The organism is Staphylococcus sp. 8AQ, assembly GCF_902506595.1.
In the GTDB taxonomy this organism is placed as follows: domain Bacteria; phylum Bacillota; class Bacilli; order Staphylococcales; family Staphylococcaceae; genus Staphylococcus; species Staphylococcus pasteuri.
In genome coordinates, this window is record NZ_LR733871.1 from 107,290 (window position 1) to 128,931 (window position 21,642).

Annotated in this window: 25 protein-coding genes; 16 read left to right on the plus strand and 9 right to left on the minus strand. The window is 32.4% G+C overall.

The annotated features are described in order from the left end of the window. Positions 1 to 23: 23 nt before the first annotated feature. Complete coding sequence (locus GVY01_RS00535; protein ID WP_017636403.1) at positions 24 to 1,325, plus strand: MFS transporter; 1,302 nt, start codon at positions 24 to 26, stop codon at positions 1,323 to 1,325. Positions 1,326 to 1,419: 94 nt separating this feature from the next. Here the strand turns inward: GVY01_RS00535 and folE2 are convergent, their stop codons facing one another. The 3 genes from folE2 to GVY01_RS00550 are packed head-to-tail and all read right to left on the minus strand — an operon-like array spanning position 1,420 to position 3,353. Next, a complete protein-coding gene (folE2, locus tag GVY01_RS00540; protein ID WP_017636402.1) occupies positions 1,420 to 2,298 on the minus strand; it encodes a GTP cyclohydrolase FolE2 in 879 nt (292 codons plus the stop codon). Positions 2,299 to 2,310: 12 nt separating this feature from the next. Next, complete coding sequence (gene bshB2, locus GVY01_RS00545; protein WP_017636401.1) at positions 2,311 to 2,976, minus strand: bacillithiol biosynthesis deacetylase BshB2; 666 nt, start codon at positions 2,974 to 2,976, stop codon at positions 2,311 to 2,313. Positions 2,977 to 2,990: 14 nt separating this feature from the next. Then, the gene (locus GVY01_RS00550; RefSeq protein ID WP_176745285.1) at positions 2,991 to 3,353 is read right to left on the minus strand and encodes a YojF family protein; all 363 of its coding nucleotides are present in this window, start codon (positions 3,351 to 3,353) and stop codon (positions 2,991 to 2,993) included. A gap of 237 nt (positions 3,354 to 3,590) precedes the next feature. Here GVY01_RS00550 and nagB point away from each other — a divergent pair, with 237 nt between their 5' ends. The 9 genes from nagB to GVY01_RS00595 all read left to right on the plus strand — a co-directional run bounded on the left by nagB (position 3,591) and on the right by GVY01_RS00595 (position 11,241). Further along, a complete protein-coding gene (nagB, locus tag GVY01_RS00555; RefSeq protein WP_017636399.1) occupies positions 3,591 to 4,322 on the plus strand; it encodes a glucosamine-6-phosphate deaminase in 732 nt (243 codons plus the stop codon). A gap of 94 nt (positions 4,323 to 4,416) precedes the next feature. Beyond that, complete coding sequence (hxlA, locus tag GVY01_RS00560) at positions 4,417 to 5,049, plus strand: 3-hexulose-6-phosphate synthase (protein WP_029056369.1); 633 nt, start codon at positions 4,417 to 4,419, stop codon at positions 5,047 to 5,049. A gap of 2 nt (positions 5,050 to 5,051) precedes the next feature. Continuing rightward, the gene (hxlB, locus tag GVY01_RS00565) at positions 5,052 to 5,600 is read left to right on the plus strand and encodes a 6-phospho-3-hexuloisomerase (protein ID WP_017636397.1); all 549 of its coding nucleotides are present in this window, start codon (positions 5,052 to 5,054) and stop codon (positions 5,598 to 5,600) included. A 120-nt stretch (positions 5,601 to 5,720) separates the two neighbouring features. Further along, on the plus strand, positions 5,721 to 6,368 hold the full coding sequence (locus tag GVY01_RS00570) for an HAD family hydrolase (protein ID WP_017636396.1): 648 nt from the start codon (positions 5,721 to 5,723) through the stop codon (positions 6,366 to 6,368). 155 nt (positions 6,369 to 6,523) lie between these two features. Next, the gene (locus GVY01_RS00575) at positions 6,524 to 7,897 is read left to right on the plus strand and encodes an AMP-binding protein (protein ID WP_159333603.1); all 1,374 of its coding nucleotides are present in this window, start codon (positions 6,524 to 6,526) and stop codon (positions 7,895 to 7,897) included. After that, positions 7,897 to 9,045: a thiolase family protein gene (locus GVY01_RS00580; RefSeq protein WP_017636394.1), complete on the plus strand. Its 1,149-nt coding sequence runs from the start codon at positions 7,897 to 7,899 to the stop codon at positions 9,043 to 9,045. Before GVY01_RS00575 ends, GVY01_RS00580 begins: the two co-directional genes overlap by 1 nt. Continuing rightward, positions 9,011 to 9,385: a hypothetical protein gene (locus GVY01_RS00585; protein WP_017636393.1), complete on the plus strand. Its 375-nt coding sequence runs from the start codon at positions 9,011 to 9,013 to the stop codon at positions 9,383 to 9,385. The genes GVY01_RS00580 and GVY01_RS00585 overlap by 35 nt, the downstream gene beginning before the upstream one ends. Before the next feature lie 29 nt (positions 9,386 to 9,414). Then, complete coding sequence (locus GVY01_RS00590) at positions 9,415 to 9,645, plus strand: hypothetical protein (protein ID WP_236549861.1); 231 nt, start codon at positions 9,415 to 9,417, stop codon at positions 9,643 to 9,645. A 183-nt stretch (positions 9,646 to 9,828) separates the two neighbouring features. Continuing rightward, complete coding sequence (locus GVY01_RS00595) at positions 9,829 to 11,241, plus strand: MFS transporter (RefSeq protein ID WP_017636391.1); 1,413 nt, start codon at positions 9,829 to 9,831, stop codon at positions 11,239 to 11,241. 298 nt (positions 11,242 to 11,539) lie between these two features. Here GVY01_RS00595 and vraX read toward each other — a convergent pair whose 3' ends face one another. From vraX to GVY01_RS00610, 3 genes are all read right to left on the minus strand, one after another. Next, complete coding sequence (gene vraX, locus GVY01_RS00600; RefSeq protein ID WP_017636390.1) at positions 11,540 to 11,713, minus strand: C1q-binding complement inhibitor VraX; 174 nt, start codon at positions 11,711 to 11,713, stop codon at positions 11,540 to 11,542. Positions 11,714 to 11,937: 224 nt separating this feature from the next. Beyond that, positions 11,938 to 12,768 carry a bifunctional hydroxymethylpyrimidine kinase/phosphomethylpyrimidine kinase gene (gene thiD / locus GVY01_RS00605; protein WP_017636389.1) on the minus strand — a complete coding sequence of 277 codons (831 nt, stop codon included), beginning with the start codon at positions 12,766 to 12,768 and terminating at the stop codon, positions 11,938 to 11,940. 109 nt (positions 12,769 to 12,877) lie between these two features. Continuing rightward, entirely contained in the window at positions 12,878 to 13,858 is a 981-nt protein-coding gene (locus GVY01_RS00610; protein ID WP_017636388.1) for a choloylglycine hydrolase family protein, read from the minus strand. A gap of 149 nt (positions 13,859 to 14,007) precedes the next feature. On the opposite strand from GVY01_RS00610, the gene GVY01_RS00615 reads away from it, so the two are divergent. The 4 genes from GVY01_RS00615 (at position 14,008) to GVY01_RS00630 (ending at position 17,046) form a co-directional block, all read left to right on the plus strand. Continuing rightward, positions 14,008 to 14,676 carry a uracil-DNA glycosylase gene (locus GVY01_RS00615; RefSeq protein ID WP_017636387.1) on the plus strand — a complete coding sequence of 223 codons (669 nt, stop codon included), beginning with the start codon at positions 14,008 to 14,010 and terminating at the stop codon, positions 14,674 to 14,676. Continuing rightward, a complete protein-coding gene (locus GVY01_RS00620; RefSeq protein WP_017636386.1) occupies positions 14,669 to 15,064 on the plus strand; it encodes a DUF5327 family protein in 396 nt (131 codons plus the stop codon). The genes GVY01_RS00615 and GVY01_RS00620 overlap by 8 nt, the downstream gene beginning before the upstream one ends. A 24-nt stretch (positions 15,065 to 15,088) precedes the next feature. Then, positions 15,089 to 15,457 carry a DUF423 domain-containing protein gene (locus tag GVY01_RS00625; RefSeq protein ID WP_096807881.1) on the plus strand — a complete coding sequence of 123 codons (369 nt, stop codon included), beginning with the start codon at positions 15,089 to 15,091 and terminating at the stop codon, positions 15,455 to 15,457. Between the two features lie 107 nt (positions 15,458 to 15,564). Beyond that, positions 15,565 to 17,046, plus strand: coding sequence for an APC family permease (locus tag GVY01_RS00630; protein WP_017636384.1), 1,482 nt, complete (start codon positions 15,565 to 15,567; stop codon positions 17,044 to 17,046). Between the two features lie 65 nt (positions 17,047 to 17,111). On the opposite strand, the gene GVY01_RS00635 is transcribed toward GVY01_RS00630, so the two are convergent. The 3 genes from GVY01_RS00635 to hemQ form a co-directional block, all read right to left on the minus strand. Continuing rightward, positions 17,112 to 17,564: a threonine/serine exporter family protein gene (locus tag GVY01_RS00635; protein ID WP_017636383.1), complete on the minus strand. Its 453-nt coding sequence runs from the start codon at positions 17,562 to 17,564 to the stop codon at positions 17,112 to 17,114. 12 nt (positions 17,565 to 17,576) lie between these two features. Beyond that, entirely contained in the window at positions 17,577 to 18,341 is a 765-nt protein-coding gene (locus tag GVY01_RS00640) for a threonine/serine exporter family protein (protein ID WP_017636382.1), read from the minus strand. Positions 18,342 to 18,842: 501 nt separating this feature from the next. Next, positions 18,843 to 19,592 carry a hydrogen peroxide-dependent heme synthase gene (gene hemQ / locus GVY01_RS00645; protein WP_017636381.1) on the minus strand — a complete coding sequence of 250 codons (750 nt, stop codon included), beginning with the start codon at positions 19,590 to 19,592 and terminating at the stop codon, positions 18,843 to 18,845. Positions 19,593 to 19,763: 171 nt separating this feature from the next. On the opposite strand from hemQ, the gene pta reads away from it, so the two are divergent. Beyond that, positions 19,764 to 20,753, plus strand: a complete 990-nt coding sequence (gene pta, locus GVY01_RS00650; protein ID WP_017636380.1) for a phosphate acetyltransferase — start codon at positions 19,764 to 19,766, stop codon at positions 20,751 to 20,753. Then, positions 20,753 to 21,595: a lipoate--protein ligase family protein gene (locus tag GVY01_RS00655; RefSeq protein WP_026083429.1), complete on the plus strand. Its 843-nt coding sequence runs from the start codon at positions 20,753 to 20,755 to the stop codon at positions 21,593 to 21,595. Before pta ends, GVY01_RS00655 begins: the two co-directional genes overlap by 1 nt. Positions 21,596 to 21,642: the final 47 nt, after the last annotated feature.

Sequence of the window (21,642 nt, forward strand, 5' to 3'; positions counted from 1 at the left end):
TGTTCATGAAGGGGTGGGGCTTAATGAAACGTTATCGTTATTTTATTATTACTATGATTGTGCTTATGACAATGATTAATTACATTGACAGGGGGGCCATTTCATACGCGCAAGAAGATATTATTAAAGAATTTGGATTTGACACGATTGCTTGGGGAACTATTCTTGGCTATTTCGGTTATGGTTATATGTTTGGTTCCCTATTAGGTGGAATTACAGCGGATAAAAAAGGGCCAAAATTTGTTTGGATTGTAGCAGGAACAGCTTGGTCCTTAGTTGAAATTGGAATGGCATTTGCTGGGGAACTAGGTATAGCAGTGTTTGGTGGTTCAGCTTTAGCTGGTTTTGGTATGCTACGCGTTATGTTTGGTATAGCTGAAGGTCCAATATTTTCAACAATCAGTAAAACAAATGCGAACTGGGCAGCACCAAAAGAAAGAGGCTTACTTTCTGCCTTAGGATTAATTGGAGTCCCTCTAGGCGCAGTAATTACAGCTCCAATAGTTTCAGGCTTTTTAACTATTTCAAATTGGCGTCTATTATTTATTTTACTAGGTTTATTAGGTCTTGTTTGGGTAGTTATTTGGGCGAAGGTATTTACAGATTACCCTGAAGATAATAAAAGAATTTCTGAAGAAGAACTTAAATCAATACGTTCTACAGAGGATAGTTTAAATGTTGAAAAGACAGTTGATACTGAAAAATCTAAAGAAAAATGGTATCACTTTTTCACAAGTACAACACTTATTTGTAATATGTTAGGTTATTTTGGTTTCCAATATGTGAACTTCTTGATACTAACTTGGACTCCTAAATACTTACAAGATGAATATCACTTTGAAATACACTCTTTATGGTATTTAGGTATGATTCCTTGGATAGGTGCGGTGTTCACAGCATACTTTGGTGGTCAACTTTCAGATTGGCTTAGAAAGAAAACGGGAAGTTTAAGAATTGCACGATCAGGTTTATCAATAGCTGGTATGATTTGTGCAGGAACATGTTTCGTGATTATTCCATTTACGCATAGTATTGTCGCAGTGATGATATTGATGATGATAGGAAATGCCTTTATCTTCTTACCAAACGCAGTTTATTGGGCAGTTATCATTGATACTACACCAAATAATACTGGTACATTTGGTGGTATCACACATTTCTTTGTTAATACAGCGACAGTTATTGCACCAACATTAACAGGTTACTTAGTAGCATCATATGGTTATTCTTCAATGTTCGTTTCTGCAGTAGTAGCATCATTGATTAGTATTGTTGCAATGTGCTTTGTTAAACCAGGTGAAAAGAAAATGCATATTTCAAAATAAAAATAACCTGAGACTTAATTACAAGTCTCAGGTTAACAAATAAATAATATATTGGCAGTCCATCCGTTATAGAAATATCGGATGGACTGTTTTTTTATTTTCTATATTTTAAGCGAGCAAATGCATCATGTTGGTGTATTGATTCTTCATTTCTGCATTCAATGTCAAATCCCTCAATCCAATCGAATTCAACTAAATCTGCAGCAATCAAACGAATTAAGTCTTCAACAAAACGTGGATTTTCATAGGCACGTTCTGTAACACTTTTTTCGTCTGGGCGTTTCAATATAGGATATAATATTGAACTAGCGTTAGCTTCCATAGCATCTAAAATTTTATCTTTGTAATCATCTATAACTATGTCATCTTTGTTTAGATATGCTTTAACTGTAACAATCCCACGTTGGTTATGCGCAGAGTATTCGCTGATTTCTTTAGAGCAAGGACATAAAGTAGTAACAGCTGCTTGAATAGTTACTTCTTTACGCGTAACTTTAGTACCTTCAATTGCAATACCATAAGTGACATCAGCATTTCCAATCGCTTTGATATTAGTTACAGGGCTAAAACGATCAAAGAACCATTTACCACTAACATCAACACCGGCAGCATTTTGGTTCATTTTTTCTTGCAATGTTCGTAAAACATGGTATAACGTATTAAATTCCAATTCAATACCATTATTGTAATGTTTTTCAACACTTTCTAAAATGCGGCTCATATTTATGCCTTTTTCATCTTTATTTAAACTTGTTGAAAAACTAAATGTACCTGCTGTTTGAAATTGATCAATTAATACAGGATAAGTTAAGTTTTTAATACCAACTTCTTCGATTTCAAATAAGAAGTTTTTGTGCGTACTTTGCAAATCAGTCATTTCATTTTTAGTTGTGGGTTTCGTACCTTCGATAGGGTCAACAGAACCAAAATGTTTCCATCGGCCTTCACGTGTAGATAAATCAAATTCTGTCATTGTTAACCTCCATTAAGATTCGAAATGATAAGTCCAGAATGGTTCAATTTCTAAAAAGCTATGAACTTCTCCACCAACTTGTGGACTTGCTAATTCTTTTAAAAATGGTCCAGTTTGTGAAGCATGTGCTTCAAAGGCTTTAATTTTAATATCCTTATATTTAGAAATATCATTTTGGATGTCAGGTTCACCTAATATATCGGGTGCATCATTACTAAACGCAACTAATGTTAATCTTGGACGTTCATTCTCTGGCATACGACCAACAGTTCTTACTACTGCTTCACCAGTTGCTTCGTGGTCTGGATGAACTGCAAATTTCGGATAAAAAGAAATAATTAATGAAGGATTAGTTTCATCAATCAAATTTTTAACCATATCATCCATTTGATCATGTGGTTCGAATTCAACAGTTTTATCTCTGAGTCCCATTTTTCTTAAATCAGTAATGCCAATCGCTTTAGCGGCATTTTCCAATTCTTTTTCACGAATATCTGGTAATGATTCTCTAGTAGCAAATGGAGGATTACCCAAATTCCTGCCCATTTGGCCTAAAGTTAAACAAGCATATGTTACCGGAACGCCTGCCTCGATATAACTTGCGATTGTTCCCGCAGATGAGAAGGCTTCATCATCTGGATGAGGGAATATAACGAGTACATGTCTTTCATCTGTCATGAATCTTACCTCCTCTATATTGTAAATGGCTTATCGCTAATTTCTAATGTAGCAGCCAATTGTCCTTCATAATTAAATCCAGCTATGAGACATTCATTATTTTGGTTAACTTCATAATGTGTTAGTCCCTGAACATAAACCCAACCTCCGTCGCGAAGTTTTAATCCGATACGGTATGGATCTTTATCTCCACCTTTAAGTTGTGCATGTTCAAATGTTACTTGTATATTTCTCAAAAAAGTACCAGCATTAAATACACGTTCATCAAAATGGTTAGCATAAGCACCATTTGTTGTTTCAACATGTAGGTAAACGGGTTTGTTTTCATAAGAAGTTAATAAATCCATTACTTCTTCATATTTAATAGGTTCCAACACGTTCACTCCTTACACCATTCAATGTGTTTATCAGTCTATTTTACTAAAAACAACTCAATAAATGTACATCTCTGCTCAATTTATTTAATTAATTTTGTAATTATTTCCATATATTAACATTTTCATGAAGGGATATCACTTTATTACGGAAAAATGTTGTGTCGTGTTATAATCCAAAATGTAATTAAGGGGTTGGTTATTATATTGTTTGGTAGTAATTATTTGAGGTGATTTATTATGAAAATTATTAATTTAGGCACTAAAGAATTAGCATCATTTTATGTTGCTTGCGAATTATTTAAACAAATGGATGAATATCCAAATAGTAATTTAGGTTTAGCGACTGGTGGAACTATGACAAATGTTTATGAACATTTAGTTTCGTTATTAAAGAAAAATCAATTAGATGTATCAAAGATAACAACATTTAATTTAGATGAATATGTTGGTTTAGAGCCTGAACACAATCAAAGTTATCATTATTATATGAATCAAATTTTATTTAATCAGTATCCGTATTTCAATCGTCAAAATATTCATATACCAAATGGAGATGTCTCCAACTTAGATGAAGAAGTGAAACGATATAATCAAATCATTGAATCTGAGGGGCCTATCGACGTTCAATTGCTAGGTATTGGAGAAAATGGGCATATAGGATTTAACGAGCCTGGAACAGATTTTGATAGTGAAACTCACGTAGTTGATTTAACTGAAAGTACGATTAAAGCGAATAGTAGATACTTTAATCATGAGTCTGAAGTGCCTAAACAGGCAGTATCTATGGGACTTCAATCCATCATTAAAGCTGAAAGAATTATATTATTGGCATTTGGCGAGAAAAAAAGACAAGCCATAAACAATTTATTAACTCAACCTATATCAGAAGATATTCCATCTACCATTTTAAAAACACATGCTAATGTAGAAATATATGTAGATGATGCAGCTGCACCGGATGTCGATTAGCTTATAAATATACGCTTCGTTTAAAGTAAAAGTTTAAAGGGTAATTCATTCAATGTGAGAGAAAAAACAGTTTAAACTGAAAGGATGAATTATAATGGAATTACAATTAGCAATTGACTTATTAAATAAAGAAGAAGCAGCAGAATTAGCGAAAAAAGTAGAAGAATATGTTGATATTGTTGAAATTGGTACTCCAATCGTTATTAATGAAGGTTTACCTGCAGTACAACATTTAAATGAAAATATTAACAATGCAAAAGTTTTAGCTGACTTAAAAATCATGGACGCAGCGGACTATGAAGTTAGCCAAGCAGTTAAATTTGGTGCAGATGTTGTAACAATTTTAGGTGTAGCTGAAGATGCTTCAATTAAAGCGGCAGTAGAAGAAGCACACAAAAATGATAAACAATTATTAGTAGATATGATTGCAGTGCAAGATTTAGAAAAACGCGCAAAAGAATTAGACGAAATGGGTGCTGACTACATTGCAGTCCATACTGGTTATGATTTACAAGCAGAAGGACAATCTCCATTAGATAGCTTACGTAAAGTTAAATCAGTAATTAAAAATTCTAAAGTAGCTGTAGCTGGCGGTATTAAACCAGATACTATTAAAGATATTGTTGCAGAAGATCCTGACTTAGTTATTGTTGGTGGCGGTATTGCTAACGCTGACGATCCTGTAGAAGCTGCTAAACAATGTCGTGACGCTATTGAAGGTAAGTAATTATGACTAAATTTAATAATTATCAACTCATTTTAGATGAGTTAAAAGGAACTTTATCTCACGTAAAGAATGAAGAATTCGACGGATTTGCTTCTGAAGTAACAGAAGCTTCACGAATCTTCGTTGCAGGTAAGGGTCGTTCTGGATTTGTTGCAAATAGCTTTGCAATGAGATTGAATCAATTAGGCAAGCAAGCATTTGTCATTGGTGAGTCAACGACGCCATCTATACAAAAAGGCGATTTATTCATTGTCATTTCTGGTTCAGGTTCTACAGAACATTTACGCTTATTAGCTGATAAAGCAAAATCAGTGGAAGCAGAAGTTGTACTATTAACTACTAAACTTGATTCTGCAATTGGTGAAATTGCAGACACGGTTGTTGAATTGCCAGCAGGTACTAAACATGATGCTGAAGGTTCAAATCAACCATTAGGTAGTTTATTCGAACAATCGTCTCAAATCTTTTTAGATAGTATTGTGATTGGTTTAATGAACCAACTTAATGTTGACGAAACGACAATGCAAAATAATCATGCAAACTTAGAATAAATAATCAATTTAGGCTGGGACATAGAAAGATGTCTCAGCTTTTATTATGGCATAATATATGTTAATTTTGTTATATAATAAAAAGATAAACCTTAATTTGATATTTTAGAGGTGAATAATTTGAATTTTGATAATTATATTTTTGATTTTGACGGGACATTAGCAGATTCAAAGCAATGTTCAATTGAGGCGACTAAAGAAGCCTTTGCACAATTTGGATTAACAGAGCCAAGTGATTCAGAAATTATTCATTATATGGGAATACCAATTGAAAAGTCATTTATGGAGATGAGTGATCGTTTTTTATCTGAAGAAGCGTTAGATCAACTGATACAACTTTTTAGAGAACAGTATCAACAATTCGAGGCGAGATATTTATGTTCTTATTCTGGAATAGCAGAAACACTAGATCAATTAAGTAGACAAAATAAGCAAATGTTTGTTGTATCTAGTAAAAAAACGAATGTATTACAAAGGAATTTAGAACATTTAGGTTTGAGTCGATTTATTAAAGAAGCTATTGGTTCTGATAAAGTGAAACATTATAAACCCGACCCAGACGGATTACAGTACATTCTTCAAAATCATAACCTTAATCCAGCGAATAGTATATATATCGGGGATGCTATATTTGATATTCAAATGGCTAAAGCAGCTGGAATTAAATCTTGTGCAGTAACTTGGGGTTCACATTCATCAAAAGATTTAATCAGTGAAAATCCAGATTATGTATTAAGTGAAGTGGACGAGATAATTAGAGTTTTATAACTTACAAACATGATAAATAAATAATATATCAATTAAAGTTAGAGTATTAAGTCATTAAAATGACAGTTAAAAATGCTCTAACTTTTTTATTTATCAATGAAACAAATTAAATGTTAATATAATATACAAATAAGTTAACATTAGTAGGTGGGAATATGTCAGAATTAGTTCGACAATTACAACAATATGCTATAACAAAATCAGATCAACCAGCTGTGATTATTGATGATGAAACAGTTACGTACCATGAAATATGTTTATTGATAAACCAAAACAAAAAAACAATGACTTCTATCCCAAAAAGCGTCAGGGTAGCATTATGCCATCATAATGCATTAAAAAATATTATCGACTATTTGACTTTATTGTCTTTAGATTGTGTACCGTGTTTATTGGATAGCAAATGGAGTTTGAAAATGATTAGAGAGCTTATGAATACTTATCATATACCATTTCATAATATGGAAAATGAAATATCGAAAGTCTCAGCAGTTAAACTGACATCAATAAAAGATAATCCAACTAATATCTTACATATTGGTTTTACTTCAGGTACAACTGGTTTACCTAAAGCTTACTATCGTAACGAACCGTCATGGATTGTTTCGTTCGAACAAAATGAAATGCTTATGCAAAGACAAGAAGAAATATTTGTAGCACCTGGCCCTTTATCACACTCTTTGTCACTATATGCTTGTATATACGCTCTTTATACTGGTCGCACGTTTATTGGACAAAATCATTTTAATTCGATACAACTCATTGACAAATTGAACACCATTCAACTTCCTACTGCGAAGTTTTTAGTGCCAACCATGTTACATCAACTATTGTCCAATCATGATATGCCAACATGTTTGTCTAGTATTTTTAGTAGTGGTGCTAAATTAAATAAGCATATGTTCTATAAATTAAAAGAACAGTTATCTCATGTAAATTTAATAGAATTTTTTGGGACATCGGAAGCTAGTTTTATAAGTTATAACTTAAACCAAAGCGCACCCGAATCATCAGTTGGCAAATTATTTTCAAATGTTGATTACCAAATAAAGAACAAAGATGAAGAAGGTATAGGTCGATTATATGTCAGAAGTAATATGACGTTTAGTGGTTATGTGAATGATGAGAACGAATTACATGATTATCAATGGATTAGTACAGGTGATTATGCACATATTGATGAGAAGCAATGTTTGTATTTAAGAGGAAGAGTTGGGTCAAGATTGATTATAGGCGGTAAAAACGTTTATCCAGCTAAAATAGAAAGCGAAGTTACTAAAATCCATGGAATTAATGAAGCTATTGTTATAGGACAGCAACATGATAAATTTGGAGAAATTGCTGTTTTACTATATACAGGCGATATTGAATTAGATTATAGACAATTGAAAACGTATTTAATGAATAAAATAGATAGGTACGAAATTCCTTCTAAGATAAAGAAGGTAACTAAAATGTCGTATACACGAAGCGGCAAAATATCTCGATTTGAAATGGAAAAAAGATGGAATACAGGAGAACTAAAATAATGAAACAACCCGTTATTGTTGCAGCTAAAAGGACAGCATTTGGCAAATATGGAGGTAAATTAAAACATCTAGAACCAGAGGAATTATTAAAATCATTATTTAACTATTATCAAGATAATTATTCAGAAGTGATTGCTAATTTAGATGAAGTTATTTTAGGAAATACAGTAGGAAATGGTGGCAATATTGCACGGAAATCTTTATTAGAGGCTGGCATTGATGATGCGATACCAGGATTAACGATAGATAGACAATGTGGTTCGGGGTTAGAAAGTATCATTTATGCTTGTCGAATGATACAAAGTGAAGCTGGAAAAATTTATCTTGCTGGAGGAGTAGAAAGTACAAGTCGAGCACCATGGAAAATACTACGACCTCAATCTGTATATGAACAACATTTCCCTCAATTTTATGAGAAAGCTTCATTTGCACCAAAGGGACAGGATCCAACTATGATTGAAGCAGCTGAAAACGTTGCTAGAAAATACAACGTATCACGGGAAGACCAAGATCAATTTGCATATCAAAGTCATCAGCGCACAAGATTGAATTATGAAAATGGAAATATAAACCAAGAAATAGTCCCTTTAATAGTAAAAGGTGAAAAATTTGAAGACGATGAAAGTATAAAACCTAATTTAAATTTAAAAACATTATCGCGATTTAAGCCACAATTACCTAATGGTACAGTGACAGTAGGAAATAGTTGTATGAAGAATGATGGAGCTGTATTGGTTTTAATTATGGAACTTGAAACAGCGAAATATTATGGATTTAACAATGGTCTATATTTTAAGGGTGCCATGACAAAAGGTGTAGACCCTAACATACTGGGGATTGGTCCGGTACCTGCTGTACAGAATTTACTTAATTGTTATGAATTAACCATTCATGATATTGATGCAATAGAACTGAATGAGGCATTTAGCGCACAAGTTTTAGCCTCACAAAAATTATTAAATATACCAGATTATAAATTAAATCAATGGGGTGGTGCTTTAGCGTCTGGACATCCATATGGAGCAAGTGGTGCAGCCTTAGTGACACGATTGTTTTATATGAAAGATAATTTTAGAACAATAGCGACTATGGGTATAGGAGGTGGCCTCGGTAATGCAGCTTTATTCGAACGATGGGACACAAAGTGAAATAAGAGAAATTCGATTTAATGAAGAGGAGGTAATGAGATATTGTCAAATTATTGGTGTGGAATATAAGGGTTATGTTCCTGAATTATTTTGTGCCAAGTTATGGCCAGAATTCACATTGTTCCAGGAATTTATAAATGAAAAAATCTATTTGAAAGAAACAAAAGTATACCAAACCAATAAATTAGTTACATGTACAAATTATAAAGCAGAATTACGCAAAAAAGAGGTACTTAAAATCAAAAATTTCATCAAATACACCTACACTTTTAAAATTAATAAAGATAATAATAATTGTATTTATATAGAACAAATATTTATAAAGGTAAATCAGATATGAAGATAAATGAGCAACTAATAAAACACTATTTGGCATGTGTAAACGATAAAAATGAAATCCATGATGATATTGTTCCAGGACAATTAGTTTGTGATATTGTGATGAATAAACTCGATATAACGTGGTCTTCTTATAAAATAAAATACTTTAGAACCATTGGTATTAATGAAGATATTGATTATTCAATGAAAAATAAGGATACGATAATGGTTTGGAATAAAGAAGATGGGGTAAAGTTAATTGTTGTAAAAATTAGATAAAATAGAATTTGTTTTAAATAATTTTTCTTAATGGATGATTTGATTGAATAGATTTTTTTATTTTAACTAATTTTCTGTAAAATGAATAAATTTGTATTTTTGAATTTAAATAAAATTAAATCAATTTGACAACATTAACTATCATAGTATAATTATGTAACATACAAAGGAGTGTTAAATTACATGGATTTCGAAAAAGAAAATATTAACATGGTCGACGCTCAAAAAGCGAAAAAAACCGTTGTCGCAACCGGTATTGGTAATGCCATGGAATGGTTTGACTTTGGTGTTTATGCTTATACGACAGCTTACATAGGAGCGAACTTTTTCTCTCCAGTCGACAATCCTCAAATTCAGCAAATATTTACATTTGCTGCATTAGCGATTGCATTCTTACTTAGACCTATAGGTGGTATCGTATTTGGTATTGTGGGCGACAAATACGGTCGTAAAGTTGTATTAACTACAACAATTATATTAATGGCACTGTCTACATTAACAATTGGTTTACTACCAAATTATGACACGATTGGTATATGGGCACCTATTCTCTTGTTATTAGCGCGTATTTTACAAGGTTTCTCTACTGGTGGGGAATATGCAGGTGCAATGACATATGTTGCAGAGTCTTCACCAGATAAAAAGCGTAATAGCTTAGGTAGTGGATTAGAAATTGGTACATTATCTGGTTATATTGCAGCTTCAATTATGATTGCATTATTAAGTTTCTTCTTAACTCATGATCAAATGCAAGCATGGGGTTGGAGAATTCCATTTATTTTAGGTTTATTCTTAGGTTTATTTGGATTATACTTACGTAGAAAATTGGAAGAATCACCTGTATTTGAAAATGATGTTGCAGAAACTCCGAAAAGAGATACGATTAATTTCTTTGGTATCATTCGTTATTACTACAAAGATATCATCGTTTGTTTCGTAGCAGTAGTATTCTTTAACGTTACGAACTATATGGTGACAGCATACTTACCTACATATTTAGGTCAAGTTGCAAAAGTAGATCAAACGACAACTAGTGTCATCATTACTTGTATCATGGCAATTATGATTCCATTAGCTTTAGGATTCGGTAAATTGGCAGATAAAATAGGTGAAAAGAAAGTATTCTTAATCGGTACTGGTGGATTAACGTTATTAAGTATTGTTGCATTTTCATTATTAGCAACAAAATCATTACCGTTCATTATCATTGGTGTCTTAATTCTAGGATTCTTCTTATCAACTTATGAAGCAACAATGCCAGGATCACTTCCAACGATATTCTATACACATATTAGATATCGTACATTATCAGTAACATTTAACGTATCTGTATCATTATTTGGTGGTACAACACCATTAATTGCTTCATGGTTAGTTGAAGCTACAGGTAATGTATTAGCACCAGCTTATTACTTAACAGCAATTAGTGTTATTGGATTCTTAGTTATTACATTATTACATGCAGCTACAGCAGGTAAGTCACTTAAAGGTTCTTACCCTAACGTAGATAATGAAAAAGATAAAGCTTATTATGAAGCTCACCCTGAAAAAGCATTATGGTGGGTAAAAGAACGACAAGAAAAAGAAGACTTTTAATTAATATGTGAGTCTTGTGGTAATTGTTAAATACAATTGTCATAAGACTCTTTTTTTAATAGAAAAGTGCTAATGTTAAGAAGGTTCAAAGTTTCTCTCTGAACCACCAAAGGGGACAACTTTGGTTAACATTAGCACTTTTTATCGTTATTAAGATGAGTATTTTAGGGATGATGGCATTTAAAGTGTCTGTAGTTAGGGGCCAAGAAACTTTAAAACCATTGTTTGAACGTTTGAAACATGGATCTTTTACCTTTTAAACTTTAAATCTGTAGATTCTTGATGCTGAAAATAACAATCATGCGTGACTGAAATGCATTCTGTCGACGTCATTTTCAAGTAGAGAGAGTAATCGATAGATATCATTTTTATTAAAGGTTTCATCAAACTTAACAGTGATTGATTTGAATTTTTTAGTAATGATTTCGTATTTAGGAATACCGTCTTGGATATCTTGTTTATGAATAATCATGTTGTTATACCTCCTTTATCTCTCTACACTTTATATCATACACGTTCATCAACCATTAGACATGAGGCTTTGGTATAAACTTTAACTCAGTCTATCATTGGATAATCAACTACGACTATATATGTAGGTAGAAGTTAGGTGATTAATAGAATGAAAAAGGCTTACACTATACAAAACATGCGATAGTGTAAGCCTAGTCTATTTAATAAAATCTATGATTATATTTAAACTTCAGTTACTTGAACGTCAATTTGTTCTATACGACGGTTAGCACCATGGTCAACAGGGCCAACAAAGTCGTTCATTTTCCAACCATTTTTAATAGCTGAAGCAACGAATGCTTTTGCTGCAATGACTGCTTCTTTAGGTGATTTACCATTTGCAAGATAAGCTGTTGTCGCAGCTGCAAATGTGCATCCAGCACCATGATTGTAGCTTTGTTGGAACATATCTGTAGTTAATTGATAGAATGTTTTACCATCAAAGTACAAGTCATATGATTTATCTTGATCTAAAGCTTTACCGCCTTTAATAATAACGTGTTGAGCACCTTTGTCATAAATGATTTGAGCTGCTTTTTTCATTTCATCAATAGAAGTTAGTTTACCTAATCCTGATAATTGACCAGCTTCGAATAAATTAGGGGTAACCACTGTTGCTTTAGGTAATAAATATTGAATCATTGCATCAGTATTTCCCGGGTTAAGTACTTCATCTTCACCTTTACAAACCATAACAGGATCGACAACGAAATAGTTAGCGCCAGATTGTTCATAAACTTCACCAGCACGTTTAATGATTTCTTCTGTACCTAGCATACCAGTTTTAATAGCATCTGGACCAATAGAAATAGCAGTTTCAAGTTGTTTTTCAAATACATCCATAGGTAATGGTGTTACATCATGAGACCATGTTTCTTTATCCATAGTTACGATAGAAGTTAAAGCTACCATACCGTATACGTCTAATTCTTGAAAAGTTTTTAAATCAGCTTGCATACCAGCACCTGCACTAGTATCTGAACCAGCAATTGTTAATACTTTTTTTAATGCCATTTGAATTCACTCCCAATGTTTTCTAATACTGTTACCATCATATCACGATTCACATAGTAGCAAAATAAAATAGTGTCATATTATAAAGTTTATTTGTCATGTTATCTAATTAGTTAAGATGAGTTATTTTTAACTGATGATCAATATCGATAAATGTCATATCATTTTTTGATAGTAAGTCTTCATTTAATTGAATTTTAAATATTTGGTTTGTGAAATAAGGTTTTAAAAAATAAGTCCTATTTTTACTATCCATTACTAATTGATATTGCGTGTAGTGTGTTTCCCCAGCATCAATGACGGCACCTTGAGGAATGCTTACAGAATCTAATATTTTAAAACAATTAATCAAATTTTGTTCTTCATCGTTTGATTGTGGTAGTTGATGTCTTAAATAACTTGCTCTTACGAAACGTTCAGGAGAAGTATATCCACCTGGTAATCCATTTGTACCTGCTTCAGCACCCATAGATTTTACTAATAATTTGCCTACTAAATGATTAGTAGACTTTTCAGGCGATAAAAAAGCATAATTTCTTAAATTTTGTATGTGCCATTCTAAATTGGGTGAATTAGTAAGCACATTTATATGATTGTCTTTAACAATAAGCAAACCATTATGTGGTTCTACTGACACAGTATGACCTTCACGGTCAGTTATAATGAAGTGAAGCGGTGGTACAATGTTCAACGTTTCATTCTTCTCATGCATAATATTGACCTTTTTGACTTTTTGCTTTAAGTCTTGAATATTTTTAGTGAAGCCAAGCACCCATATGATAAATTCTTCAGGAGCTAAATTAAAATAACCATAACGTTTATGTTTGCTATAAGATGCTTCGCCAGTAAAATAATGATTTGAAATAGCGATGCCGCATTCATTAACACCATCTCCAAAACGATATCGACCTACCTTTAAATTAGTGCCGACAAAACCGTAAGTGAGTTTCATAGATGGTTCTAAATCAAATTGATAATCAAAATTTCTAGGTACTACAGTTGGTATGCCGTTAAATTCAAAAGCAAAGTCCATAGTTCTAGCTAAATAATGATGTTGCTGTTTTGTGTAAAATGAAAATCCTGTACACATATACGTCTCTCCAAACTTTTAATTCATCTTATTATGAACTATATATAATTCAAGATAATTTGTAAACTTATTTTAAATAAAAGTTTACATTAAACCTAATTATAATTTGAAGGTAGAGATATGTTAAAATATCTTTGAGGTGAAAAAGGATGGAATGGTCTGAAGTTTTTCATAATATTACGTCTAAACATGATTTCAAGGCAATGCATGACTTTCTTGAAAAAGAATATACAACACAAATTGTTTATCCAGATAGAGAAAATATTTATCAAGCCTTTGATTTAACACCGTTTGAAGACATTAAAGTTGTCATATTAGGGCAAGATCCTTATCATGGCCCTAATCAAGCGCATGGGTTAGCTTTTTCAGTACAACCTAATGCTAAATTTCCACCTTCATTAAGAAATATGTACCAAGAATTAGAAGAAGACATAGGTTGTAGACGTCAGTCACCACATTTACAGGATTGGGCAAGAGAAGGTGTGTTACTTCTTAATACAGTATTAACTGTAAGACAGGGTGATGCTCACTCCCATAAAGATATTGGCTGGGAAATATTTACAGATGAAGTGATTCGTACCATTTCAGAGGAAAGAGAAGATGTTGTGTTTATTTTATGGGGAAAACCCGCCCAACAAAAAATAAAATTAATCGATACATCTAAGCATTATATAATAAAGTCACCACATCCAAGTCCATTATCTGCGTATAGAGGGTTCTTCGGCTCTAAACCTTATTCAAAAGCAAATTCATTTTTAGTATCAAAAGGTAAAACGCCTATTCATTGGTGTGAAAGAGAGGATAATAGTCATGGATAAAGACAAAGTGATTCAATTAATAGAACGAGAACTCGTTCAAGCTGACGAATCAACTTCACAACAAGATTTTGAGAAACATATGTATGCGATACATACAATTACAGCACTTTATACATCTTCGGCTACAGACAAAATGAGTATGGGAAAATCTAAAGGTAATGATTTTACGCATACAGAGGTAAGTACAGCGAATAAACCAATGAGTGATAATTATAGTAAATCTGGCTATGATAATGTGACAGTTGAAGAAATTAGAGCAATGGGTGGAAAAGTTTCTAATACGGAAAGTGCAAAATCTCAACCAACCAATACGAATTCAATCTCTAATTCTAATTTAATGACGACTGATGATGAAATAGGCAACGGTGAGTCTATATTTGATTTTTAAACATAAAGGAGAACATAAATTATGATGAAATTATTTATTATATTAGGAGCCTTAAATACAATGATGGCTGTTGGAACTGGTGCATTCGGTGCACATGGTTTAGAAGGTAAGCTATCAGAAAAGTACATGTCTGTTTGGGAAAAAGCGACAATGTATCAAATGTACCATGGACTAGCATTATTAATTATTGGTGTGATTGGCGGAACAACATCAATCAACATTAATTGGGCTGGATGGTTAATATTCTTTGGTATTGTATTCTTTAGTGGTTCATTATATGTATTAGCTTTAACACAAGTGCGAATATTAGGTGCTATTACACCAATTGGTGGCGTATTATTTATTGTCGGCTGGTTAATGTTAATTATTGCAACGTTTAAGTTTTCAGGTTAATAAAACCGTTAGTTCAGTTTTTGAAATAAAATTAATAATAATTCGATATTTAAGTTACATGACTCACCTTTTCGGGTATACACATACATCGAGGTGAGTTTTTAATTATGGAAAATAACGAAAATAAAAAGGTAGATAGAGGCGACCTCAAAAAGAACTTATCAGAAAAGTTTGTTTGGGCGATTGCATATGGTTCATGTATTGGTTGGGGCGCATTTATACTACCAGGGGATTGGATTGGGCAAGCAGGTCCTGTAGCTGCGTCCATTGGTATTGTCATTGGCGCTATACTTATGATTTTAATCGCAGTAAGTTATGGTGCTTTAGTAGAAAAATTCCCCGTTTCTGGTGGGGCATTTGCATTTAGTTTCTTAAGTTTTGGTAGATATGTAAGTTTCTTCTCTTCATGGTTCTTAACCTTTGGTTATGTCTGTGTTGTAGCATTGAATGCCACCGCTTTTAGTTTATTGATTAAATTTTTATTACCAAGTGTACTCAATAACGGAAAAATGTATTCAGTTGCAGGTTGGGATGTCTACATAACTGAAATTATTATTGCAACAGTATTATTACTTGTCTTTATGTTTATAGCTATTAGAGGCGCAAGTGTATCTGGGTCATTACAATATTATTTTTGTGTAGCTATGGTTATTGTAGTATTATTAATGTTCTTTGGTTCATTCTTTGGTAATAACTTTGCCTTAGATAACTTAAAACCATTATCAAATCCACATGAAGGTTGGTTCATGTCTATTATCACTATAGTAGCAATTGCTCCATGGGCTTATGTAGGATTCGATAATATACCACAAACAGCCGAAGAATTTAACTTTGCACCAAACAAAACATTTAAGTTAATTGTGTATAGTTTACTTGCAGCATCTATGACATATGTTGTAATGATTTTATATACAGGATGGTTAAGTACAGATCAAAAAAGTTTAAATGGCCAGTTATGGTTAACAGGTGCAGAAACACAAACAGCATTTGGTTATATTGGTTTAGCTGTATTAGCTATTGCTATTATGATGGGTATCTTTACTGGATTAAATGGATTCTTGATGAGTGCCAGCAGACTACTATTCTCTATGGGACGTTCAGGAATTATGCCAAGAGTATTTAGCCGCATTCATAGTAAATACAAGACACCTTATGTAGCAATTATTTTCTTAGTTGCGGTATCTTTAATAGCACCATGGTTAGGACGTACTGCGTTAACATGGATTGTTGATATGTCTTCAACAGGTGTTTCTGTAGCATACTTTGTGACTTGTTTATCTGCTACTAAGTTATTCAGTTACAATAAACAAAGTAATACGTATGCACCAATTTATAAAACATTCGGTATTATTGGTTCAGTCGTATCATTCATTTTCTTATGTTTATTATTAATACCTGGTACACCAGCATCACTTTCATTACCATCTTATATTGCATTAGGTGTATGGTTAGTATTAGGATTGATTTTCTTTGTCATTCGCTATCCTAAATTGAAAAAAATTGATAACGATGAATTAAGTAGATTAATTTTAAACAGAAGTGAAGATGAGGTAGAAAACATGGTTGATGAACCAGTCAAAAATAAATAATAATTAAAAAGTCATGATGAGAAAAGAGAGAACCTCTTAAATACTCATCATGACTTTTTTTATATTTATAGTTTTTTTCTAGTTATAGCGAACCCAGAAATAATGATTTTTGAAATTTGATCTGCAAACAGTAAACCTAAAGCAATAGCACCTGCAATTAATGTAACTTCAAGCATGGTATTGATTGCTTTATTAAAGTGTAATAAAACTAAGCTTTTAGTAGCATCGTAAGCAAGACCACCAGGAACTAAAGGTATAATTCCAGTTACCATAAAAATAATAGCGGGTTCTTTTTTATATCTAGCCATATAGTGACTTAATAGACCTAATGCAAGACTACCGAAGAAGCTGGAATATATTGTATGAGCTTCTAATCCATTATAGAACAGTGTGTAAACCATCCAACCACAAGCCCCAACAAATCCACAAGATAGATATAATTTTCTAGGAGCATCGAATATGACACAAAAGAACAGAGATGCTAAAAAACTAAATATAAAATTTAATATCCAAAACATATAACAACTCTCCTAGATTAATATTAATATTGAACTTACACCTGCACCTATACCAAATGAAGTGACAAGTGCTTCTAAAGATTTCGTTGTAAACATAAGCATATGGCCACCAAATAAATCTTGAATCGCATTTGTTATCAATACACCAGGAACAATAGGCATGACTGAAGCGATAATAATGGTCGCAAGATTACCTTGAGGTACTAAAGTATGACCAGTTACAGCAATCAAAGCTATAACAACAGAGCCTATAAATTCAGGTATGAACTGAGCATGTAACTTTCTATCTAGTATTTCAACAACTAGATAACCTAAACTACCTGCAAGTAGAGCAGTAATAATATCTACTAGGGAACCACCTTGTAAATATAAAAAACTAACTGCAATGATTGCTGCGGCAAATCCTTTAAAAGGAAGGCTGCTATCTCTTTTAGCGACATAAATTTTTTCTAATTTTTCTTTAGCTTCTTCAAGACCCATCGTCCCTTTAGTAATTAAACGAGAAATTTCATTTGCTTGTGAAATCTTAATTAAATTAGTGTCTCTTGTTTTTATTCTAAACATACGTGGGGTTGCTTCATTATGTAAATGAAATTGAATAACGGTATTTGTAACGAAGCTATTACTTTCTTGATAACCTAATTTTTTAGCGATGCGATTCATTGTATCTTCTACCCGTGTACCTTCAGCACCAGATTCAAGTAAAACACGTGCGGCTAACATAACCACATCTTTGATGAGACGTTCATGCTCGTTTTCATTTACTACTTTTGTCATTTAATCACCAGTTTTTAAAATTTTTAAATTTAGATATATTAATTATAGAGTATGAAAAGAGAAAAAACCATTATATAGCGATAAAGAAAGGCTGTAAAACATTTCAGTTTTAATAACTATATAGAAAAAAGAAGTGAATGACAAAATTGATAAGCAATTTAATTCATGATTTTTCGATAAAATTTAGAAAAATAAAAGGAAAATGTATAAATTGATACTTATATAAACTTATTGCATTTTATATATAACTCAACACTAAAATAATGTTTCAAATATTTCAAAAAGGTTAAATTAATATTAGTTAACTATTACAAAATATATTGGGTAGCGACAATATATTTAATTTAGTTAACTTATACGTAGTAGTGATTAAAGTTCTCCCAAGGATACTACACGTCAGAAGTACACTTTGCTTGCAAAGTGTACTTTTTTAATTGGTTTATAGATATGAAAAGAGAATCCCTATTCATATAAAAATAGGAATTCTCTGATAATCAACTGTTAAATTTTGAAAAATTGATTGAAGTTTTCAGGGTTTAAAATATGACCTATATAGAAACTTCCGAAGTCTCCATAACGTGCAGTAGTTTCATCAAAACGCATTTCATAAACAATTTTTTTGAATTGTAAGACGTCATCTGAGAATAAAGTAACACCCCATTCAAAGTCATCAAAGCCGACAGAACCAGTGATAAATTGTTTGATTTTACCAGCATATTTACGTCCAATCATTCCGTGGTTATACATTAATGATTTTCTTTCTTCCATTGGTAACATATACCAGTTATATGTTTCATTTCTACGTTTATCCATAGGATAGAAACAAATATAATCAGAATGTGGTAGTTCAGGATATAATCTAGCTTTTACATGAGGGTTTTCATATGGATCCTCATCAGATTTACCTGCTAAGTAATTACTTAATTCAATGACTGACACATAAGAGTATGTCGGAATAAAGAAATCAGTTATACGTAATTTGTTAAGTTCATTTTCAATTAAATTAAGGTCTTTCATTTCAGGACGTAAGAACCATAATAATAAATCGGCTTTTTGTCCTGTAATATTATAAATAGCTTGATCTCCTGTATGAGAGCTTCTAGCTTCAGATTTATCGTTCACGAAACTTTCGAATTCAGCAATCATTGATTCGCGTTCTTCTTGAGGGACTAATCTAAAAGTAGCCCAATCAACTGCATAAAATAAATGTAAACTATACCAACCATCCAATGTTTCGGCTGCTTCACTCATATTTATCGCTCCTTTAATTCTATAATATCAATTCACATTAAATTTTATCATAAATAAATAGTCAGCTCCTAAGTAAATGATTACAAAAAAGTGAAATGGAATTCTATTTTAAAATAACGTATAATTAGTTTTGTAAACGTTATTATGAAAAAGAAATTCAAGGAGGACATTATGACTAATCTATTAAATGTATTAGAAAACAAATTATCAGGAAAAAATGTAAATATCGTGTTACCTGAAGGGGAAGACGAACGTGTGTTAACTGCGGCTACACAATTACAAACTACAGATTATGTAACACCAATCGTTTTAGGTAATAAAGAAAAAATTCAATCCTTAGCAGAAGACAAAGGTTTGGATATTGCTAATATAGAAGTCATCGATCCTTCAACAAGTGAATTGAAAGCAGAATTAGTAGACGCATTTGTTGAACGCCGTAAAGGCAAAGCAACACAAGAACAAGCTGAAGAATTATTAGAAAATGTTAATTACTTTGGAACAATGCTTGTATATACTGGTAAAGCAGCAGGCTTAGTAAGTGGAGCAGCGCATTCAACTGGTGATACTGTTCGTCCAGCATTACAAGTTATCAAGACTAAACCTGGTGTATCAAAAACATCTGGTATCTTCTTTATGATGAAAGGCGAAGAACAATATATCTTTGGCGATTGTGCAATTAACCCTGAATTAGATGCACAAGGTCTTGCTGAAATTGCTGTTGAAAGTGCTAAATCTGCACAAAGTTTTGGTATGGAACCTAAAGTAGCTATGTTAAGCTTTTCAACTAAAGGATCTGCTAAATCAGATGACGTGACTAAAGTTCAAGATGCATTGAAATTAGCGCAAGATAAAGTAGCTGAAGAACAATTAGACAATGTTGTTATTGATGGGGAATTCCAATTTGATGCAGCAATCGTACCAAGTGTAGCTGAGAAAAAAGCGCCAGGTGCTAAAATTCAAGGAGATGCAAATGTTTTCATTTTCCCTAGTTTAGAAGCAGGTAATATTGGTTACAAAATAGCTCAAAGATTAGGTGGATATGATGCAGTTGGTCCAGTTTTACAAGGCTTGAATTCTCCTGTAAATGACTTATCTCGTGGATGTTCAATTGAAGATGTCTATAACTTATCAATTATTACTGCTGCACAATCATTACAATAATGGACTTAGCAAATAAATATTTTAATGACATAGAATGGCGATACATTGACCATTCCAGTGGTTTGGAACCTATGCAATCATTTGCTTTTGATGACACGTTTAGCGAAAGTGTAGGTAAAGATTTATCACCTAACGTAGTGAGAACTTGGATTCATCAACATACTGTTATTCTTGGTATTCATGACTCTCGATTACCATTCTTAAAGGATGGTATTGCCTATCTAACAGATGAAATGGGCTATAACGCGATTGTACGTAATTCGGGAGGTCTTGGGGTTGTCTTAGATCAAGGAATATTAAATATTTCATTAATGTTCAAAGGGCAGTCAGAAACGACAATTGATGAAGCATTTACTGTTATGTATTTGCTTGTTGCCAAAATGTTCGAAGACGAAGATGTAGAGATAGATACTCTTGAAATTACACATTCTTATTGCCCAGGAAAATTCGATTTAAGTATTAATGGTAAGAAATTTGCAGGCATTTCACAAAGACGTGTAAGAGGCGGTATTGCAGTTCAAGTCTATCTATGTGTTGAAGGTTCGGGTTCAGAACGTGCATTAATGATGAAACATTTTTATGACCGTGCTTTAAAAGGTGAAACAACTAAGTTTATTTATCCTGATATTGAACCACAATGCATGGCATCCCTTGAAACGCTTTTAAATAAAAAGATTACTGTACAAGACACCATGTTTTTATTACTATATGCCATCAAAGATTTAGGTGGACGCTTAAATATGGACCCAATCACTGACGATGAGTGGCAACGCTATGAAGGTTATTTTGATAAAATGATAGACCGTAATGCAAAAATGATAACTAAAATGAACGAAAAGTAGTATAAATTAGATAACAATGACAATTTAAAATAATTAGCCGTCTTATT

Coding starts and splice junctions, on each gene's coding strand:
- GVY01_RS00535 (WP_017636403.1), top strand. CDS start 24: ATGAAACGTTATCGTTATTTTATTATTACTATGATTGTGCTTATGACA.
- folE2 (WP_017636402.1), bottom strand. CDS start 2,298: ATGACAGAATTTGATTTATCTACACGTGAAGGCCGATGGAAACATTTT.
- bshB2 (WP_017636401.1), bottom strand. CDS start 2,976: ATGACAGATGAAAGACATGTACTCGTTATATTCCCTCATCCAGATGAT.
- nagB (WP_017636399.1), top strand. CDS start 3,591: ATGAAAATTATTAATTTAGGCACTAAAGAATTAGCATCATTTTATGTT.
- hxlA (WP_029056369.1), top strand. CDS start 4,417: ATGGAATTACAATTAGCAATTGACTTATTAAATAAAGAAGAAGCAGCA.
- hxlB (WP_017636397.1), top strand. CDS start 5,052: ATGACTAAATTTAATAATTATCAACTCATTTTAGATGAGTTAAAAGGA.
- GVY01_RS00575 (WP_159333603.1), top strand. CDS start 6,524: ATGTCAGAATTAGTTCGACAATTACAACAATATGCTATAACAAAATCA.
- GVY01_RS00580 (WP_017636394.1), top strand. CDS start 7,897: ATGAAACAACCCGTTATTGTTGCAGCTAAAAGGACAGCATTTGGCAAA.
- GVY01_RS00585 (WP_017636393.1), top strand. CDS start 9,011: ATGCAGCTTTATTCGAACGATGGGACACAAAGTGAAATAAGAGAAATT.
- GVY01_RS00595 (WP_017636391.1), top strand. CDS start 9,829: ATGGATTTCGAAAAAGAAAATATTAACATGGTCGACGCTCAAAAAGCG.
- vraX (WP_017636390.1), bottom strand. CDS start 11,713: ATGATTATTCATAAACAAGATATCCAAGACGGTATTCCTAAATACGAA.
- thiD (WP_017636389.1), bottom strand. CDS start 12,768: ATGGCATTAAAAAAAGTATTAACAATTGCTGGTTCAGATACTAGTGCA.
- GVY01_RS00610 (WP_017636388.1), bottom strand. CDS start 13,858: ATGTGTACAGGATTTTCATTTTACACAAAACAGCAACATCATTATTTA.
- GVY01_RS00615 (WP_017636387.1), top strand. CDS start 14,008: ATGGAATGGTCTGAAGTTTTTCATAATATTACGTCTAAACATGATTTC.
- GVY01_RS00620 (WP_017636386.1), top strand. CDS start 14,669: ATGGATAAAGACAAAGTGATTCAATTAATAGAACGAGAACTCGTTCAA.
- GVY01_RS00625 (WP_096807881.1), top strand. CDS start 15,089: ATGAAATTATTTATTATATTAGGAGCCTTAAATACAATGATGGCTGTT.
- GVY01_RS00630 (WP_017636384.1), top strand. CDS start 15,565: ATGGAAAATAACGAAAATAAAAAGGTAGATAGAGGCGACCTCAAAAAG.
- GVY01_RS00635 (WP_017636383.1), bottom strand. CDS start 17,564: ATGTTTTGGATATTAAATTTTATATTTAGTTTTTTAGCATCTCTGTTC.
- GVY01_RS00640 (WP_017636382.1), bottom strand. CDS start 18,341: ATGACAAAAGTAGTAAATGAAAACGAGCATGAACGTCTCATCAAAGAT.
- hemQ (WP_017636381.1), bottom strand. CDS start 19,592: ATGAGTGAAGCAGCCGAAACATTGGATGGTTGGTATAGTTTACATTTA.
- pta (WP_017636380.1), top strand. CDS start 19,764: ATGACTAATCTATTAAATGTATTAGAAAACAAATTATCAGGAAAAAAT.
- GVY01_RS00655 (WP_026083429.1), top strand. CDS start 20,753: ATGGACTTAGCAAATAAATATTTTAATGACATAGAATGGCGATACATT.